This window comes from Pacificibacter marinus, assembly GCF_018860665.1.
GTDB classification, from domain to species: domain Bacteria; phylum Pseudomonadota; class Alphaproteobacteria; order Rhodobacterales; family Rhodobacteraceae; genus Celeribacter; species Celeribacter marinus_A.
The window spans coordinates 129602-146830 of record NZ_JAHKPK010000003.1; the positions used below are offsets into that span (position 1 = coordinate 129602).

At 53.8% G+C, this 17229-nt stretch carries 18 protein-coding genes and 1 riboswitch; of the genes, 6 read left to right on the forward strand and 12 right to left on the reverse strand.

Annotation, left to right across the window (positions count from 1 at the left end):
- Positions 1–142: 142 nt before the first annotated feature.
- Positions 143–319 (reverse strand): hypothetical protein, encoded by a 177-nt coding sequence (locus KO497_RS01295; protein WP_215942165.1) that lies wholly within the window; start codon positions 317–319, stop codon positions 143–145.
- Between the two features lie 292 nt (positions 320–611).
- Between KO497_RS01295 and KO497_RS01300 the strand changes: the two genes are divergently transcribed.
- On the forward strand, positions 612–1019 hold the full coding sequence (locus tag KO497_RS01300) for a group III truncated hemoglobin (protein WP_215942166.1): 408 nt from the start codon (positions 612–614) through the stop codon (positions 1017–1019).
- Positions 1020–1078: 59 nt separating this feature from the next.
- A complete protein-coding gene (locus KO497_RS01305; protein WP_215942167.1) occupies positions 1079–2266 on the forward strand; it encodes an FAD-dependent oxidoreductase in 1188 nt (395 codons plus the stop codon).
- A gap of 5 nt (positions 2267–2271) precedes the next feature.
- Here KO497_RS01305 and KO497_RS01310 read toward each other — a convergent pair whose 3' ends face one another.
- Together KO497_RS01310 and KO497_RS01315 are read right to left on the reverse strand one after the other, a co-directional pair.
- The gene (locus KO497_RS01310) at positions 2272–3297 is read right to left on the reverse strand and encodes a YcjF family protein (RefSeq protein WP_215942168.1); all 1026 of its coding nucleotides are present in this window, start codon (positions 3295–3297) and stop codon (positions 2272–2274) included.
- Positions 3294–4697 (reverse strand): YcjX family protein, encoded by a 1404-nt coding sequence (locus KO497_RS01315; protein WP_215942169.1) that lies wholly within the window; start codon positions 4695–4697, stop codon positions 3294–3296. The genes KO497_RS01310 and KO497_RS01315 overlap by 4 nt, the downstream gene beginning before the upstream one ends.
- Before the next feature lie 124 nt (positions 4698–4821).
- On the opposite strand from KO497_RS01315, the gene truA reads away from it, so the two are divergent.
- The 3 genes from truA (at position 4822) to KO497_RS01330 (ending at position 7769) form a co-directional block, all read left to right on the forward strand.
- The gene (gene truA, locus KO497_RS01320) at positions 4822–5592 is read left to right on the forward strand and encodes a tRNA pseudouridine(38-40) synthase TruA (protein ID WP_215942170.1); all 771 of its coding nucleotides are present in this window, start codon (positions 4822–4824) and stop codon (positions 5590–5592) included.
- A 123-nt stretch (positions 5593–5715) separates the two neighbouring features.
- Positions 5716–5865 (forward strand): hypothetical protein, encoded by a 150-nt coding sequence (locus KO497_RS01325; RefSeq protein ID WP_215942171.1) that lies wholly within the window; start codon positions 5716–5718, stop codon positions 5863–5865.
- Positions 5866–6020: 155 nt separating this feature from the next.
- Positions 6021–7769, forward strand: coding sequence for a sugar phosphorylase (locus tag KO497_RS01330; protein ID WP_215942172.1), 1749 nt, complete (start codon positions 6021–6023; stop codon positions 7767–7769).
- Between the two features lie 53 nt (positions 7770–7822).
- Here the strand turns inward: KO497_RS01330 and KO497_RS01335 are convergent, their stop codons facing one another.
- The 4 genes from KO497_RS01335 to glpD form a co-directional block, all read right to left on the reverse strand.
- Positions 7823–8485: a CatB-related O-acetyltransferase gene (locus tag KO497_RS01335; protein ID WP_215942173.1), complete on the reverse strand. Its 663-nt coding sequence runs from the start codon at positions 8483–8485 to the stop codon at positions 7823–7825.
- Positions 8478–9014, reverse strand: a complete 537-nt coding sequence (locus KO497_RS01340) for a DUF6653 family protein (RefSeq protein WP_252729454.1) — start codon at positions 9012–9014, stop codon at positions 8478–8480. The genes KO497_RS01335 and KO497_RS01340 overlap by 8 nt, the downstream gene beginning before the upstream one ends.
- 34 nt (positions 9015–9048) lie before the next feature.
- Positions 9049–10536, reverse strand: a complete 1488-nt coding sequence (glpK, locus tag KO497_RS01345) for a glycerol kinase GlpK (protein WP_215942174.1) — start codon at positions 10534–10536, stop codon at positions 9049–9051.
- A gap of 66 nt (positions 10537–10602) precedes the next feature.
- Positions 10603–12186: a glycerol-3-phosphate dehydrogenase gene (glpD, locus tag KO497_RS01350; protein WP_354668072.1), complete on the reverse strand. Its 1584-nt coding sequence runs from the start codon at positions 12184–12186 to the stop codon at positions 10603–10605.
- A 250-nt stretch (positions 12187–12436) separates the two neighbouring features.
- Between glpD and KO497_RS01355 the strand changes: the two genes are divergently transcribed.
- Entirely contained in the window at positions 12437–13195 is a 759-nt protein-coding gene (locus tag KO497_RS01355; protein ID WP_215942176.1) for a DeoR/GlpR family DNA-binding transcription regulator, read from the forward strand.
- 90 nt (positions 13196–13285) lie between these two features.
- On the opposite strand, the gene KO497_RS01360 is transcribed toward KO497_RS01355, so the two are convergent.
- From KO497_RS01360 to KO497_RS01380, 5 genes are all read right to left on the reverse strand, one after another.
- Positions 13286–14299, reverse strand: a complete 1014-nt coding sequence (locus KO497_RS01360) for an ABC transporter substrate-binding protein (RefSeq protein ID WP_215942177.1) — start codon at positions 14297–14299, stop codon at positions 13286–13288.
- Positions 14296–15051 (reverse strand): ABC transporter ATP-binding protein, encoded by a 756-nt coding sequence (locus KO497_RS01365; protein ID WP_215942178.1) that lies wholly within the window; start codon positions 15049–15051, stop codon positions 14296–14298. Before KO497_RS01365 ends, KO497_RS01360 begins: the two co-directional genes overlap by 4 nt.
- A complete protein-coding gene (locus KO497_RS01370; protein ID WP_215942179.1) occupies positions 15048–15836 on the reverse strand; it encodes an ABC transporter permease in 789 nt (262 codons plus the stop codon). The genes KO497_RS01365 and KO497_RS01370 overlap by 4 nt, the downstream gene beginning before the upstream one ends.
- Positions 15837–15839: 3 nt before the next feature.
- Complete coding sequence (locus tag KO497_RS01375) at positions 15840–16448, reverse strand: Ykof family thiamine-binding protein (RefSeq protein WP_215942180.1); 609 nt, start codon at positions 16446–16448, stop codon at positions 15840–15842.
- A riboswitch (TPP riboswitch) is annotated at positions 16442–16554 on the reverse strand. (Overlaps the previous gene by 7 nt.)
- 441 nt (positions 16555–16995) lie before the next feature.
- On the reverse strand, positions 16996–17229 hold a 234-nt coding region (locus KO497_RS01380; RefSeq protein ID WP_215942181.1), incomplete at its 5' end, for a DUF1775 domain-containing protein.

Below are 17229 nucleotides of genomic sequence, written 5' to 3' on the forward strand. Positions count from 1 at the left end.
CTGCAAAAATGCATAGCGCGACATTCTGAAAGCAAAAAAGGGGCTCTAGAGATGCCCCTTTTTCACAATAGCTGCCGAGCTGTCTGGCTGGCCAGTACGGAAAATCCGTCAAGCGGGCTGGATGGCTGGATGGCGCGTTTGATTAATTGGTCTTGGAATGATGTCCACACCAGTCATCTGTTTTCACAACAGGCCAGATGCCGCGCTTTTCATCTTCTGTCAAAAAGCTGGGCGGATTGAAGCGGCACAAACCAGCATCAGCGGCGGCCACGACTTTGGTTTCAAAAAAAGAACAAGATTTACAAGCTGTCGCAGACATGAATCGTCTCCACAATAGGCTCTGAGTTGATTTTTCTGGCTGGCTGGCGCGAATGCGCGGGCTTGCTGGACTAAAGTGATCATAGCAGGCAAAAAAGGGACGTCAAATAAAAAATATAACAAAATCAAATAGTTGACCTATACTGTCAACTATAAAAATACTCAGGATTAAAAATTTAAGTCGATAAAAACAGTATGAAAATACTTATGGGCAACTGAGCCCCTGCGGCGCAGCGCCTCATGCCACGAGCGTAAAAACAGCCATAAGATACAGGCAATCAAAGGATTGCACCATGACGCCCCTGCCGCCAAAATTCCCGATCACGTCAGATCAAATCAATGAGGTCGTCACGCGCTTTTATGCGCGCGTGCGCAACCACCCCGACCTTGGGCCTGTATTTGCCAATCATGTGGACGATTGGCACCCGCATGAGGCCAAAATCGCCAGCTTTTGGCGCAATGCCATTGGCTTGGATCGCAGCTTTGACGGCAACCCACAGCAAACACATATGAAAGCAGCTGACATCAAGGGCGAACATTTCGCGCTTTGGCTGGCTCTATTTGATGAGACGCTTCAAGACACTGTGCCGCCCGACACCGCAATGGCGTGGTCCGCGCTGGCGCACCGTATTGGGCGCGCGTTGAAAATGGGCATAGACCAGCGTGATGCTCCCAAAGGGGCGCCCCCTAAACTGTTTTAAACACCGGTCATTGCTGTTAGTTCAGGGAAACCAGCCCCAAAACAGACCGAGGCACAACCATGGCGCAGCACCCTCTAAACATCGGCATCGCAGGTGCAGGCATTGGCGGGTTGGCAGCGGCATCATTACTGGCCGATCAAGGGCACGAGGTCTCAATTTTCGATCAATTTGAGACGCCGCAGCCTGTTGGGTCGGGCTTGGTCATTCAGCCTGTTGGGCGGCGCGTGCTGGATGTCATCGGCGCAGGCGACGCGGCACGCAGCAATGGCCACGAAATCAACCGGATGCTGGGGTATGAAACGACGCGAAATAAGCGCGTCTTGGATGTGTCCTACGGTACAAGCTATGGCCTCGCCATTCACCGCGCGGCCCTGTTCGACAGCCTGCTTAATGCAGCTCAAGCCCGTGAAATCACCCTGCAGCAGAGCCATCAAGTAACAAGGCATAGTGATCACCACCTTGAGTTTGAGGACGGCAGCAACGCAGGGCCTTTCGATTTGATCATAGATGCCAGCGGCGCGCGATCAGCACTGAGTCCGCTGAAATCCCGCACCCTGCCTTTTGGTGCGATTTGGACCTCACTCGATTGGCCTGAAACGGATGTGCCTTTGGGGGAATTGTCTCAGCGCTACACCCGCGCCAATCATATGATCGGCGTGATGCCAATTGGCACAATGCCGAATCAGAACCGACAAAAAGCCGCCCTGTTTTGGTCTTTGCCACAAGACAGCTATGGCGCTTGGCAGCTGCGCGGTTTGGATCATTGGAAACAAGAGGTCCGCACGCTGTGGCCCGCGCTTGAACCGTTTTTAGATCAAATCGTATCAGTCGATCAAATGACCATGGCGCGCTACACTCACGGGACTTTGCGCCGTCCTTTCGGCGATGGCATTGTCTATATCGGCGACGCCGCCCACCGTGCTTCGCCACAACTGGGGCAAGGGGCCAATATGGCGCTTTTGGATGCTTGGGCTTTGAGCGAGGCGCTAAAACATTTCCCTGTCACCAAAGCCTTGCCAGCCTATGCACGCGCCAGACGTGGACATATCACGGTTTATCAATGGATGTCAGCGGGTTTCACACCGTTTTACCAATCCGATAGCAAAATTCTGCCCGTGCTCCGCGATCGCGTGATGTTCCCACTGTCTATGACCCCGCCGACCAAACAGATTTTAACCGCTATGGTCAAAGGGACGATGCTGCCGCCTTTGGGGTATTTGACGCCGATGGATCGCTCTGTACTGTAAGGTCTCTACCCGTCTGCTGACCCAAATAATCCCGTCAAGGCGCGTTTCACAGTGCCCGTGACCGATGGTTTTTTGGCAGCCATGAAAGGCAAAGGACGACAGACTTCGATCGCGGCCACGCCCACGCGGGCGGTCAATGCGCCGTTGACCACGCCCTCACCGAAACGGCGCGAAACCTTGGCCAAGACGCCGCCTCCTGCCAAAGACCCGATCAAATCATCGCCCACGGCCACAGCGCCCGTAGCCACCAAATGAGTCAAAACAGATCGCGTCACCCGCCATGATCCAAGCGTGCCAGAGCGCCCACCGTAAATCTCAGCAATGCGGCGGATCATCCGCAGGTTTGCGGTCAGCGCGGTGAAAACATCTGCCAAAGCAATGGGCACAAGGGCTGTAACTGTCGCCACTTGACGCGCGGCCACTTCAACTTCGCGGCGTGCGGCGGCATCAAGCGGCACCAGAAATTCAGTTTCCGCCAATTGCAAAAGCCCATCGGCATCAAAGACTTCGGCTTTGCGTTCATTAAAACGATCATTGCCCCAAGACACATCCTTGCGCGCCTTATAAACTGATTGCAGCCGGTCAGTGACGACACGCGCGGCTTTAAGATCTTGGTTAGCTGCAGCAGCCACAGCTGCCTTGTGCAAGGTATCAATACGTTTTAATCGCGCAAAAGCGGCGAGTTCTTTCAGAGCAATAGCCAGCAACACGACGATAAAAGTACCGGTGAGCGCCAACGCGCCGTAACCCAAAATCGGATTGCGCGCGATCAATCCTGCGACGAAATCATAACTGGCCAGCGTGACGACAAACACAAACAAAGTGCCCAAAAGCCGCCAAAACCAACGCGCCAATAGGGACGGTTTACGGGCGGCGAAAACAGCAGCGCGCTCCATCGCCGAGGGCGCACGCAGAGGCACCAGATCAGGTACAGGATCGGCGGTGGACGGGGTCACGTCAGACGCATCGTCAAATTCAATCAACACGGGACCGCGCTTGGATTTAGCTTTGGGCTTTGGCAGATCCGTCATAACTTGTCCCCGATCAAAAATTCTGCGGCGCGATCTAGTCTGATGTGTGGCGGGCCTTCACCGGGCTTCAATGTCAATCGCGCAGGTTCAAACCGCATGATTTCATAGTCTCCATCCAACCATTTCTCAGCGCCTTTGCGTGCGGGCGTCAAAATGTGAGACGGGTCTTGAGGCAATTCACCGGGATAAAAAGCCGCTTGTTTTCCGTCACTTGTACGCCCACGCACGCAGTCAAGCGTCTCGCCGTTGTGGTCAATCGTTTCCTCGACTGTGGCGCGTAAGGCGGCAATCGACATGGCAGAGGTCGCCGCACCTGCGAAATCGGCACGGTCACGGGCATCACGCACGAGGGCCTCCATAATCGCAGTCAAACGCGGGTGCTGGCTGTGATGAATGTGATCGGCTTTAGAGGCAGCGAACAGCACGCGGTCCACGCGACGTTGTCCCAAAAGTGCGAGCAAGCGCCCCACCCGACCAGGGCGAAAGGCGCTTAGGATATCAGCTAAGGTGCGCCGCAGATCTTCGACGGCTTTGGGGCCGGCATGGATCGCGCCCAGCGCATCAACAAGCACCACTTGGCGGTCAATTTTGGCGAAATGATCGCGGAAAAACGGTTTCACGACTTCGCGTTTATAGGCTTCATAGCGGCGCTCAAATTCACGCGCGAGTGTGCCCCGTTTGGCCTCACCGGGCGGTAAAGGCGCAAAGGTCAAAACAGGCGAGCCTTCCATTTCGCCGGGCAATAGGAACCGCCCAGGGGAGCAATCCGAATAACCAGCCTCACGCGCGGCTTTCAGATAGGTTGTAAAGCTTTGCGCCAATGATTTGGCCTGTTGCTCATCATGTTTTATATGGGCATCTATGACGTTCAATTGGGATAGAAATTCAGCGCTTTGATCACGGGACTTGGCGGCAGAAATCGTACTTTCGGACCACTCGGCATAGGATTTTTCCATCAGGCCGAGATCCAAAAGCCATTCGCCCGGATAATCCAAGATGTCCAAATGGATCGTACGCGGGCCAGAGACCATGCCCAAAATCCCCGTCGGTTGCACTTTGAACGACAGGCGCAATTCCGACACGGCGCGCGTGCTGTCAGGCCAATGCGGCGCGGGCGCGGTGAGGGCGGCCAGATGGGTTTCATAATCAAACCGCGGCACGGTGTCGTCGGGCTGCGGCTGCAAATAAACGGCAGTGATGGCTGAGGATGCGCCAAGTTGAGGCATGCGTCCGCGATCCAGAAGATTGGCCACAAGCGAGGTGATAAACACCGTTTTGCCCGCCCGCGATAATCCTGTGATTCCCACGCGGATCACCGGCTCGAACAGAGCCTCATTCACGCCCTCTTGTACCGTCTCGACGCCCCGAACGATGCGGTCGGCGATGTTACCAATGATCAAACCCCTGCCCCTTCACAGTTTTCTGTCTTCAACATAGGGAGGCCCATCACTTTTTGAAAGGTGCGACGCAACTTGAGACAGTGAAAGACTGGACGCGCGCTGCACCGCGCGGTACATGGCGGTCATGCCCAGATTTGCCCTCCTCATAGAATACAACGGCGCGCCCTTTTCAGGGTGGCAACGCCAAAAAACTCAGCCCTCTGTCCAGCAAGCTGTCGAAGAAGCGCTGCGCAAAATCGACCCTGATTGCCCAACGATCGGTGCGGCTGGGCGCACAGACGCTGGCGTGCATGCCAAAGGCCAAGTGGCCCATTGCGATTTGGTGCGCGATTGGGATCCGTTTCGGCTGATGGAGGCGGTGAATTTTCACCTAAAACCCCTGCCTGTGGCGATATTGGATGCTGTGCGTGTCGATGATGACTGGCACGCGCGCTATTCGGCCAATGAGCGGCGCTACACGTTTCGCTTGATTGCGCGGCGCGCGCCTGTTGTGCATGGCGCAGGTTTGGTCTGGCAAGTGCGCGGACCACTGGATGCGGGGTTGATGCAAGAGGCGGCGAACCGACTGCTGGGCACCCACGATTTCACCACGTTCCGGTCCACCATGTGTCAGGCCAAGACGCCGATCAAAACCATGGACGAAATCACGGTCGAGGAAATTAACTATCCTTTCGGAAAAGAATACCAGTTCCATTTGCGGGCGCGGTCATTTTTGCACAACCAAGTGAGATCTATCGTCGGTTCATTGGAACGCGTAGGGGCCAAATATTGGACCCCTGATGACATGACAGCGGCGCTTGAAGCACGGGACCGCACGGCCTGCGGACCTGTCAGCCCCCCCGATGGGTTGTACATGACGGGTGTTGGATATGAGACAAAGCCGTTCGGATTTTAACGTAATTTGATCTGGTTTTAACCTCTGCGCGCCACACGCCCAAAGAGCGCCTGATCCTTGCCCTCATTTGGCCTTATTGAAACGCCACCCTACCCTTACCCTTGGTATGGCAGGAGGCGACAAATGCATTTTTCTACGCTCACACTCGATCAAATCGTAATGTCTGTGATGACCGTTATTGCCATTCGTGAAGCGATGATCGTTTTTTTGCCAGACCACATTGCGGGTCCACAAGGATGGCTCATCGACACCTCTACAGGGGACCACGTTTAAACCGCCCGACTTGAGTCCAATTTTTAATCATTTGTGGAAAAAATAGACACCTATTGCCTTGCATTGCGGCACGGTCTGTTTGTTGCGCGACACTTCGCATTGCCGATCCCGCGTCAGTTTGTTCTACAAGGTTAAAGAGCAACGAAAGCGAGCCAATGGCCAAAGCATCCTCAAAACTGAACGACACTTTAGCAACGCTTCTGACGCAGATTTATCCTGACCATGACCCTGCCGCTTTGGCGCGCCAAGTCGTCAAGGCATTTTGGCCTGATGACACAAAGGCCCGTGGCCGAGGGCGCGCTTTGGGCAATACGCTGTGGAGCGAAGCTGATACATTGGTCATCACCTATGGCAATACATTTGTAGACGGCCAACACAAACCTTTGGATCTATTGCGTGACTTTTTGGATCGCTACGTCAAAGGCGTCATTTCGGGCGTACATATCCTGCCGTTTTTCCCGTTTACCTCGGACGACGGATTTTCTGTCACAGATTACTGTGCCGTGAACAGCCAGCTTGGCGATTGGGCCGATATTGAACGCATCGCTTCAGATTTTAGATTGATGTCTGATTTGGTGTTGAACCATGTATCGAGCAGTTCAAATTGGTTTTCGGACTATTTGCAGGGCCGCGAGCCTTACGATAAATTTTTCAAAGAAGCCCTGCCCAGCGATGATCTGAGCGAAGTTGTACGCCCGCGTACATCGCCTTTGCTGCGTGAGGTCGAAACGGCCTCTGGCCCCAAACATGTGTGGTGTACGTTTAGTCACGATCAGATCGACCTTGATTTTGAAAACCCCGAAGTCCTGCTTGAATTTCTTCGCGTGACGCGCCTGCACATTGATCACGGCATTCGGATCGTGCGCTTGGATGCGGTGGCCTTTTTGTGGAAAGAAATCGGCACCACCTGCATTCATTTGCCCCAAACCCACGCCATCGTGCGTCTGATGCGGGTCTTGTGTGATTACGCCGAAGAACCTGTTGTGTTGCTGACTGAAACCAATGTGCCCAACGCGGAAAACCTCAGCTATTTTGGCAACCGCAATGAAGCACATATGATCTACAACTTCTCGCTGCCGCCCTTGTTGCTGCATGCGCTGTTGAGTGGGACAAGCGTGCATTTGAACCAGTGGTTGATGCGGATGCCGCCGGCGCAATTGGGCTGCGCTTATCTGAATTTCGCGGCCTCTCATGACGGGATCGGCGTGCGCGGGGCCGAAGGCTTGCTGTCTGGCGAAGAGCTTGGCAGCGTCATCAACACAGTACGCGATTTTGGCGGCAAGGTGTCGATGCGCGCCCTGCCCGATGGATCGGAGAAACCCTATGAGCTGAACATCACGTTTTTTGATGCACTCAAAGGCACGATCGAGGGCGGCGAAGACGCGCATCAAATCGCGCGGTTCTTATGTTCGCAAAGCATTGTCATGGCGCTTGAAGGTGTGCCTGCATTCTACGTTCATTCGCTTTTGGCCACACACAATGATGTGGACGGGGTTGAAAAAAGCGGCATGAACCGTGCGATCAATCGTCATCGGTGGGATTATGGCGAGCTGCGCAAACAACTGGACGCGCCCGAAACCGTACACGCGCAGGTTTTGACAGCGATGAAAGAGCGTATCGCCATCCGCACCAAGCAAAAAGCATTCCACCCGAATGCCACGCAATTCACTATGCAATTGGGCGAGAAAATCTTTGGCCTGTGGCGTCAATCATTGAACCGTGACCAATCCATATTCGCGCTACACAATGTCTCTGACGAGGCGCAAGTGGTGCCGACGCTATCGATCAACTTGATTGAAGGCGAAGATTGGTACGATCTTTTGACCGGCAAAAAACTTGACCTGTCTGATGGGGTTTTGACCTTTGCGCCCTATCAATGCCGCTGGGTGTCCAACGTCAAATAGGATGAGAGCAAAATGATAGGCCAGCCGTTTTTCTGGCCTATCGTCACGCTGTACTAGGTCACAGCAGCAAGCGCAGTAACATCACCCGATGTGATCAAATCCACATGCGCTGCGATTTTATCGGCACTCCAATCCCACCACGCGATTTCAAGCAACTGCGCGACGGTATCTGCATCAAACCGCATTCGCACAATCTTGGCCGGATTGCCCGCCACGATAGCGTAATCAGGAATTTTGCCCCGCACGACGGCTTTTGCCCCCACAATCACACCGCAGCCAAGCTCAGCGCCCGGCAACACCGTGGCCCCGCGCCCAATCCAGCAATCATGACCGATGATAGTATCTGACCCACGAGGCAACTCTCCTCGGTATCCAGCGATCTTTGTCGGATCAAACACGGCAAACGGATAGGTCGAAACACCTGCCATCGCGTGATTGGCTGAAGCCGTGATAAATTCAACCCCTTGTGCAATCTGGCAAAACTTGCCGATGCTCAATCGTTCAGGCGCACCGGCAAACAAGTAAGGCGCCAAGGTACTCGCGTAATCATCGGGCAACCGCTGGTCGTTGTAATAGGTCCAATCCCCCACATCGATATTTGGGTGATCAATCACCTGCGATAGAAACACAGTCGCAGGATCAGGCACGCCGTTTGGAAACACCAATGGGTTGCGCAGCTTCGGGTCGGGCAGTTTTATACTTTTAACGTCAATCATTTGCATCCCTTATGTTTCGTGATCCTTGGTCATCCGTATCGGACTTAAGCCAAACCATGCGATCTAAAAACCAAAGTTTGGCCCCCATCGCAGTGATCAATCCCGCCAGCGTAAAGCCCAAATCGAGTTGCCAGACCCCAAACGCAAGACCAAGAATCCCAAGGCCCGCCGTGATATTGAGCAGCCGTGTCACCCGATCATGATGACGCGCAATGGGGTGCGCCTTGCGCGCCAACCAAATGCGTTCTCCCAAAACCCCTTGGGTCATCCATGCGTCGTTTGATTTCGGTGGTCCAAACAGACGTGGGTTCAACCATGTCCACAAAACAATCAGCACGATGCACCACAAAGCATGCCATCCCAGCCATGTCCTGCTCCAGACGGCAAGTGCGAACAGCGGTAAAATCGACACACGGCTCCACCCGCTTATGGGGTTGGAATGGCGCGCCCATGTAGCCTCATCCATAGCCATCATCCGTTCCGACAGTCGACCAATATCCATAACCAAGCCCGCTTTCTTTTCGCGCATATAGCACAGTCATTTCTCAGCGTTGAAACGCGATTTAGAAACTCAGCGTCGCCGCAACCGCGCGTTTCCATGCTGCGTATTTGTCTTGCCTTTGACCCTCGCCCATTTGCGGCTCGAATTTGGTATCGCAAGCCCAAAGTGCTGCAAATGTGGCTTGGTCGGGATAGACCCCAACGTGCATGCCTGCGAGCCAAGCCACACCAACAGCCGTGGTCTCATGCACTTTCGGACGATCCACAGGCGCACCGATAATATCCGACAAAAACTGCATCGTCCAATCGCTGGCAGTCATCCCGCCATCGACACGCAAAGTCGGTGCGACGCCTGTGGCCTGCCAATCGGCAGACATCGCCTCAAGCAGATCACGGGTCTGATACCCCACGCTTTCAAGCGCTGCTTTCGCCATCTCAGCTGGCCCTGTGCCGCGCGTCAGCCCAAAGGCAGCACCCCGACAGTCTGCATTCCAGTACGGTGCGCCAAGGCCCACAAAAGCAGGTACAAGTACCACGTTTTGATGCGGGTCGGCCTGTTTGGCCAGATCTTGCGTTTCGGCCGCGTCATCAATGATTTGTAACCCATCGCGCAACCATTGCACCACCGCACCCGCGATGAAGATAGAGCCCTCAAGCGCATATGTCGGCTTGCCGTTCAATTGATAGGCGATGGTCGTCAGCAAGCGATTTTTTGACGTCACAGGCACATTGCCCGTGTTCAACAGCGCAAAACAGCCCGTGCCGTATGTGGATTTCATCATGCCGGGCTCGAAACATGCCTGCCCCAAAGTGGCCGCTTGCTGGTCGCCCGCAACACCACAAATCGGAATAGAGGCCCCGAATAGATCAGGCGTGGTGTGACCGAAATCGGCCGCGCAATCTTTGACCTCCGGCAGCATTTGCATCGGGATATCCAACAGATCGCAGATGGTCTGGCTCCATCGGCCTTTGCGAATATCATAAAGCATCGTGCGCGCTGCATTCGTTGCATCCGTGACATGCGCCGCGCCACCGGTCATCTTCCAAATCAGAAAACTATCGACAGTGCCAAACAGCAGATCGCCTTTTGCAGCACGGTCTCTTGCGCCGTCCACGTGATCCAAAACCCATTTGAGTTTGGTGCTGGAAAAATACGGATCGATCAACAGACCTGTACGCTCGACAATCATCGACTCGTGCCCTGCATCACGCAGATCGCGACACAGATCAGCGGTGCGCCGGTCTTGCCAAACCACGGCATTGTAGATCGGCACACCTGTATGCCTGTCCCACACCAAAACCGTTTCACGTTGATTGGTGATGCCGATGGCAGAAACTTGCGCGGCCTTAATATCAGCCTTATCCATCGCGCCACGACAGGTCGCGAGCGTGCTGTCCCACAGATCGTTCGGATCGTGCTCAACCCAACCCGATTGCGGAAAATGCTGGGTGAACTCTTGCTGTTTGGACGCCACAACAGACATGTCGCCATCAAACACCATCGTACGGGTCGAAGTCGTCCCTTGGTCGATTGCAAGAATGTAAGTCATCTTATTCACCTTGTTCTAAATGTCGAAAGACGGCATCAAATTTATTAGCGCGCCGCCAAAACAGGATCACCGCGCAGTAGACGCAGCTGCCATCCAGTCGTCAAGCGTCTCGATTTCTTGTGACGTCATGCGCAGACCCAATTTCGAACGCCGCCAAACGATGTCTTCGGCTGTATGGGCGAACTCTTTGTCCATCAGCCAGACCACTTCGCGTTGTGTCAAATTGGCTCCGAAATTTTGGCCCAGATCCGTCGCGACTTTTGCATCGCCCAACACCTCAAAGGCATCGCCCCCATAAGCCTTGATCAACCGGTTTGTCCATCGCGCATCTAAGAATGGATAGGATTGCGTCAAACGTTCTGTCAGGGCCTTGACATCATCCACCGGAAAATCCCCGCCCGGCATGGGCACACCCGCGGTCCAAGGCTGACCGATTCTGGGGAAAAACGGTGCGATTTTTTCCATCGCTGTTTCAGCCAAGCGGCGGTAGGTGGTGATCTTGCCACCAAAGACGTTCAAAATAGGTGCCCCCGCAGAGGTATCGACCTTCACAACATAATCGCGTGTCGCAGCCGTGGCTGAGCTGGCCCCGTCATCATAAAGGGGCCGCACGCCAGAATAGCTCCACACCACATCAGCCTCCGTAACGGGTGTTTTCAGATAATTGGACGCAAAATCCAACAGATAAGCCTGCTCTTCAGGCGTGCACTCCGGCTTGGTATCCGCGTCAGAATGCTCCGCGTCAGTCGTGCCGATCAGAGTAAAGTCGGTCTCATAGGGAATCGTGAAAATGATCCGCCCGTCTTCGCCTTGAAAGAAATAGCATTTGTCGTGATCGTAAAGCTTGCGAGTGACGATGTGACTGCCCCGCACCAAGCGCACGCCCTCGGTCGAATTGATCCGCGCTGTGTTTTGGATCACATCTTTGACCCATGGCCCGCCTGCATTGACCAGCATCCGCGCCACGACAACACGCTGCGCCCCGCTGTCTTTGGCCTCAAGCGTGATATGCCATAGCCCGTCGACCTGTTTGGCCGACACGACCTTAGTACGCACATTGATTTTAGCGCCACGGTTTTGCGCATCGCGGGCGTTCAAGACCACCAAACGGCTATCTTCGACCCAGCAATCCGAATACTCATAAGCCTTTTTGAAACGATCTTTCAAAGGCGCACCTTCAGGCGCGGTTTCCAAGTTGACCGATGTCGTCGCTTTAAGAATTTTGCGCCCGCCTAGATTGTCATACAAGAACAACCCAAGCCGGATGAGCCAAGCAGGACGACGCCCTTTCATCCACGGCATGATAGTGTTGAGCAGCTTTGAGGTCGGCGTATCGCCTTCAAAGCGCATATCTTTGTGATAGGGTAAAACAAAGCGCATCGGCCAAGAGATATGCGGCATCGCACGCAGCAATGTTTCGCGCTCGATCAGGGCTTCACGCACCAAACGGACTTCCCAATACTCAAGATAGCGCAATCCACCATGGAACAGCTTGGTCGATGCCGATGAGGTCGCTGAGGCCAAATCGTTCATCTCGGCCAGCTCGACCCTGAGACCTCGGCCCACCGCATCACGGGCAATGCCGCAGCCATTGATGCCGCCACCGATGACGAAAAGATCGATGATATCTTTCGGTTCGTTTTGGCCCACGCACAGCCTCCTCATGTTCAAGTTTTCACCGTTAGCTGTCCGCTTTCAGTCGACTTCAATCAACACTGATTCACTATCGCAATCAATATTGAATGTTCGTTTATTTTCGCTTTTACGAAAATACCTGCATAAATCATCATAAGTTCCATAAATATTACATGTTAGAATATAAACGATAGTTTTGCGCTCTTGACGAAACCGTTTGGACTAAAGATTGTTTTGATGGGCATCCCCCGCCAAAGGAAAGAACATGGTCTCGACCTTCCGACAAAAAGAGATACTTGAAATGGCGCGCAGTGACGGCAAGGTCACTGTCGATGGGTTGGCGCAAAAATACGATGTTACAGTTCAAACGATCCGGCGCGACCTGTCACATCTGGCCGATAGCGGGCAGTTGGAACGTGTGCATGGTGGTGCTGTGATCGCATCTGGCGTCACCAATATCCAGTACGGCGAACGTCGTCGCCTCAATCAAACCGGCAAGAAATCCATTGCGGTGACATGTGCCGCGCAGATCCCAAACGGGGCATCCTTATTCATGAACATCGGCACCACCACCGAAGCCGTGGCCCAAGAATTGCTTGATCACGAAAATCTGCTCGTGGTCACCAACAACCTTAATATCGCCAATATTCTGGCCGCCAATCAAAGTTGTGAAATCATTTTGGTCGGCGGTGTGCTGCGTCGCTCTGACGGTGGTCTTGTTGGCGGTCTCACAGCGGAAATGGTCAGACAGTTCAAGTTCGACTATTCTGTTTTGGGATGTTCTGCCATTGATACAGATGGCGATTTGCTGGATTTTGACGGGCAAGAAGTCATGGTCAGCACCACAGCAATCAAACGCTCGCGCAAGGTCATGGTGGTCGCCGATCGCTTTAAATTTGACCGCAAAGCACCGTTGACCATCTGTTCCTTGGCCGATGTCACAACGCTGGTGACCGACACAGGTTTACCCCAAGACCTTGCGCAAAACTGCGCCGCTTGGGGCACAGAAGTGATCTCTGTTTAGCTGCTCATCACGGCGGGAAAGCAGGACAAAAAGCAAAGTGAAGGGTGACCAATTTACGCTGAACGTCGCAAAGTAAGTCACCCCCCAAATTTAGCGCGCCAGATATGCGTTGGTGAACCACGTTGAAACATCAGGAAGCGTCGCAAGGGGCTGTCCATTTTCATCGCGCAAGATGCCTGCGTCGAATAAAAATTTGGCAATATTATTGACCATATCTGCATCAATCATCCCAACAGCTTCATCAGCATCTTGCAAATAGCCGCCATCGACCAAAGCCTGCATTGATGCGTGAACCAAATCAGGATTGCTCATCATGCCTGCGGTCTCGGCGATCAAAATATCTGCCGCAGCGGCGGGATTTTGGGCTGCAAAATCATACCCCCGTTGCGCCGCCTGAACAAAAGCGCTGGCCGTATCAGGGTTCTCTGCAAGCCAAGAGCCATTACCACCCAAGAACGTCGTATGCTGGTCTGGCACACCAAAGTCAGCATAGGCAAAAGCGCGTTGCGGGCGATCCAAAAGCACCGAATTCACCCCTTCCCAAGTGCTGACCTCAAGCGTGAAATCAACGCGACCATTGGCCAGCGCCTCATAGGCAGAGGTGCCCAAGGTGACCGTATCGAATGTGCCCGCACCACCATCATTTTGGATGATGGTCGAAATCAGCGCGTTTTCCCAATCGCTTCCAAAGCCCGCATAAATCTTGCCATCCAAATCGGCAGGCCTCTGAATGTCATCGCGATTGCCATTGAACACCACGCGTCCCGTTTCGTGCTGCACAACAGCCAAAACAGCCGTCATATCAGCACCTTTAGCGCGCAGACTATGGAAACCGACAGCGCTTAAAATACCGAACTCAGCAAGGCCCGCAGAGACCAAAGTCGTCGATGACGTATCGGTGTAAGGCAAGATATCGACATCAAGACCAGCCTCTTCGAACCAACCTTTGGATTGCGCGACATACAGCCCAACGTGATTGGTATTCGGGGTCCAATCCAATGCGACTGTCACCTTTTCTTGCGCCACGGCATCTTGAGCCACAGCGTTTTGGGACATTGCAGGCAACGCAGCACAAAAACATGCGGCAGCAATCAAATGTTTCATAGGGTGTCTCCGGTTTGGGTCAGTAAAATATCTAAAAGATGCGCTTCAAGGGCGTGGGCGTCAGGGGGCGTGGGGCTGCCAAAACGCGGGCGCGGTGTGGGCACGGCGACTTCCGCGATCACAGTGGCAGGACGGCGCGACAACACGTAAATCCGGTCCGATAAGGCAACAGCTTCGCGCACATCATGAGTGACAAGCAACGTGGTCCAGCGCGCCGATTGCCAGCGGGCTTCAAACCACTTTTGCATCTGCATCCGCGTCAAAGCATCTAATGCGCCAAAAGGCTCATCCAGCAATTGCATTGGGCGACCTTGCAAAACAGTGCGCAACAAAGCCGCGCGTTGACGCATCCCGCCAGACAATTGCGCGGGATAACGATGTTCAAACCCAACAAGCCCGAAGTCCGCGAACAAAGGCAAAGCACGTGCTCGCGCCTCTTTGCGAGGCACGCCCTGCACCTCAAGCCCCAAGGTCACGTTATCCAGAATACGCAGCCAAGGCATCAAAGCATCACTTTGCGGCATAAATGCAAAGCCTTGCTGGTTTCGCGTCAACGGCAGCCCATAGCAAGTGATTGCACCGCGATCAGAATGCAGCGCCCCTGTCAGCAATCGAAAAATGGTAGATTTTCCTGCGCCGGATGGACCAAGGATCGACACGAATTCGCCCTGCGCGACATGCATGGAAATATCCGCCAAGACATCGGTTTTTCCCAACGTCAGACCCACGTTTTTCATATCCAGAACGGTCATTGATCCCCCTTTGCATCGCGCCAGCGCAAGGCCACACGTTGCAACAGTGCTGTGGCCGCGAACAATGCCAAGGTCAGCACAGAGCTGATCACGACAGCCGCCAGCACAAGGTCGGGGCGAAAGCTGTTCTTGGCGTTCAAAATCACGATACCCAACCCTGCACGCGCGCCGACATATTCGGCAAAGATCGCCGCGACGACGGCATAGGTGATCGAAATGCGCAGCCCCGCAAAGAAATATGGCATCGCGGACGGCAGCCGCGCACGTCGAAACACCACGCGCTTTGAAGCCCCCATCGAGTACAACAATTCTTCGATTTCTGGATCTGTCGAATCATATCCATCCACCAAAGCCACCAGCATGGGAAAAAACGTCACCAACGTGACCAACAGGATTTTAGGTGTCAGATCAAAGCCAAACCACAGCACAACCAAGGGGGCGATCGCGACCAAGGGCAAGGTTTGACTGACCACAAAAATCGGGAAAAGTGCACGGCGCAAACGCGGCATAAAATCCAAGGCGACCGACAAAACAAAAGCCACGCTCAGCGACAAAGAAAACCCAAAAAGGGTGGCCTGAAGCGTCGGCACAGTGTTGCGCCACAGTACCTCACGATTCAATAGCATCTGTTCCAGCACGCGCGACGGCGCGGGCAAGATCAACGGGGAAATCCCCGATATTTGGACGTAAATTTCCCAAAGCGCAAAAGCACTGACAACACTCAAGACGGCAGGCAAGCCGCGTGTCAGGCCTGCGCCGGAGCGGCGAGGCAACGGAATATGCATCAATCAGCGCTTTGACGGGCTGTTGGCAGAAACCGTTAAATCAATCGTGACATGGCCATTTGGCGGGCCGAAGCGGCAAAATGCTTGCTCTAGCGTTGCAAAAACCGGACCTGCATCACCGCTGAGACGGGTGCAGAAATTCTTTGATCGCAAAAACGTACCGCTTTGCTTGAGAAAATCAATGCAGCCCATGATCTCGGCCATATGGTCGCCCGCGCCCATCACATAAAGTGAAAACTGCGCATCTGCGAACTGGCCTTTCTCTGGTGTCTCGGTAATGGCACTCAAAGCGCTGCTTTGACGCGACGCCAAAGGTTCGGACGGGTTCGCCAAGGCATTCGTTTGACAAATGGGATCATCCGGCTCACCGGGGCAGCCACGCGACAAGGTACTGCGCAAGACGATGTGCTCGCCCGTTGCTGCCGAGGCACTGTAAAGATCGCGCAGAGCGGGAAATAAGACCTCGGGCGGACCGACGATCAGGGTTGAAATATCATCTGTCTCGATCCGCAATTTATCACGCCATGGGTCAAGCGCATGAAGTGATGATAAAATCACATCCACGAACCCATCGGTCATCGGATAAAGGGAAACTTGTGCGCCTACAAACATTTCTGTCCTCCTTGCTACGCTGGCATTATCCAGATCAGCTTTAAGGGTCCGTGGGCTTGTGCCCCCATCTCAGCCGCAACATGATGCGGCTCCCCTGTGGTGACGCATGAATTGCAGATCAATTAAACGATTGCAACCCACAAGTCGGATCGCATTTAAGAAAATCGACACCCAACGGAAACTGCACTTTTTAGTTCGCTGATTGCCAACACGAATAAGGCTAAATATTTCGAAGCTTAAGAAACATCCGCCAGATGTTTATCAAGCAGAGTTTAAGTGCAAAGATCGCGTTTGCACTTTGTACCCTCAAGATCATGTCAGGGTGATAGCCCGCGGTCAGGGGTAGCCCTCGTATCGCCGGTTCTAAGCAAGACCTGTGTCGTGACTTTCTGTTTCATAGCTTGGGGTATCGGCAATCACGCCAGGGCTGCCATGTGTTCAAGTCTGTCATACGCTTGCTGTGCAAGAAAAAATTCACCGCCCATTTCAACGACGCAATTTATGGGAGTGGGTTGACCGGACGTTTGCCGTCCGGTCAATAAATCGCTTAATGATGCGAATGGTGACCTGCCTCAGTGATGTTCAATCCAGGTGCCGGTTCCGCGACACCATGTCCATCATGGCCTTCGACGGGTTCGTTGACCCAATTGTGGGATCCGTTTGCGCATTCTTGAATGACCGGAAAGTAAACTGTTGTCCCTGTTTTCAAGTGATCTGTCAGCTTGCCGCGAAACGCAAACTGGTCGAAATGTGCATCGTCAAGCGAGCCTGACCAGATCAG

What these genes read in the sequence shown, in the direction of transcription:
- KO497_RS01295 (WP_215942165.1), bottom strand. Translation starts at nt 319, where the DNA reads ATGTCTGCGACAGCTTGTAAATCTTGTTCTTTTTTTGAAACCAAAGTC.
- KO497_RS01300 (WP_215942166.1), top strand. Translation starts at nt 612, where the DNA reads ATGACGCCCCTGCCGCCAAAATTCCCGATCACGTCAGATCAAATCAAT.
- KO497_RS01305 (WP_215942167.1), top strand. Translation starts at nt 1,079, where the DNA reads ATGGCGCAGCACCCTCTAAACATCGGCATCGCAGGTGCAGGCATTGGC.
- KO497_RS01310 (WP_215942168.1), bottom strand. Translation starts at nt 3,297, where the DNA reads ATGACGGATCTGCCAAAGCCCAAAGCTAAATCCAAGCGCGGTCCCGTG.
- truA (WP_215942170.1), top strand. Translation starts at nt 4,822, where the DNA reads ATGCCCAGATTTGCCCTCCTCATAGAATACAACGGCGCGCCCTTTTCA.
- KO497_RS01325 (WP_215942171.1), top strand. Translation starts at nt 5,716, where the DNA reads ATGCATTTTTCTACGCTCACACTCGATCAAATCGTAATGTCTGTGATG.
- KO497_RS01330 (WP_215942172.1), top strand. Translation starts at nt 6,021, where the DNA reads ATGGCCAAAGCATCCTCAAAACTGAACGACACTTTAGCAACGCTTCTG.
- KO497_RS01335 (WP_215942173.1), bottom strand. Translation starts at nt 8,485, where the DNA reads ATGATTGACGTTAAAAGTATAAAACTGCCCGACCCGAAGCTGCGCAAC.
- KO497_RS01340 (WP_252729454.1), bottom strand. Translation starts at nt 9,014, where the DNA reads ATGCGCGAAAAGAAAGCGGGCTTGGTTATGGATATTGGTCGACTGTCG.
- glpK (WP_215942174.1), bottom strand. Translation starts at nt 10,536, where the DNA reads ATGACTTACATTCTTGCAATCGACCAAGGGACGACTTCGACCCGTACG.
- KO497_RS01355 (WP_215942176.1), top strand. Translation starts at nt 12,437, where the DNA reads ATGGTCTCGACCTTCCGACAAAAAGAGATACTTGAAATGGCGCGCAGT.
- KO497_RS01360 (WP_215942177.1), bottom strand. Translation starts at nt 14,299, where the DNA reads ATGAAACATTTGATTGCTGCCGCATGTTTTTGTGCTGCGTTGCCTGCA.
- KO497_RS01365 (WP_215942178.1), bottom strand. Translation starts at nt 15,051, where the DNA reads ATGACCGTTCTGGATATGAAAAACGTGGGTCTGACGTTGGGAAAAACC.
- KO497_RS01370 (WP_215942179.1), bottom strand. Translation starts at nt 15,836, where the DNA reads ATGCATATTCCGTTGCCTCGCCGCTCCGGCGCAGGCCTGACACGCGGC.
- KO497_RS01375 (WP_215942180.1), bottom strand. Translation starts at nt 16,448, where the DNA reads ATGTTTGTAGGCGCACAAGTTTCCCTTTATCCGATGACCGATGGGTTC.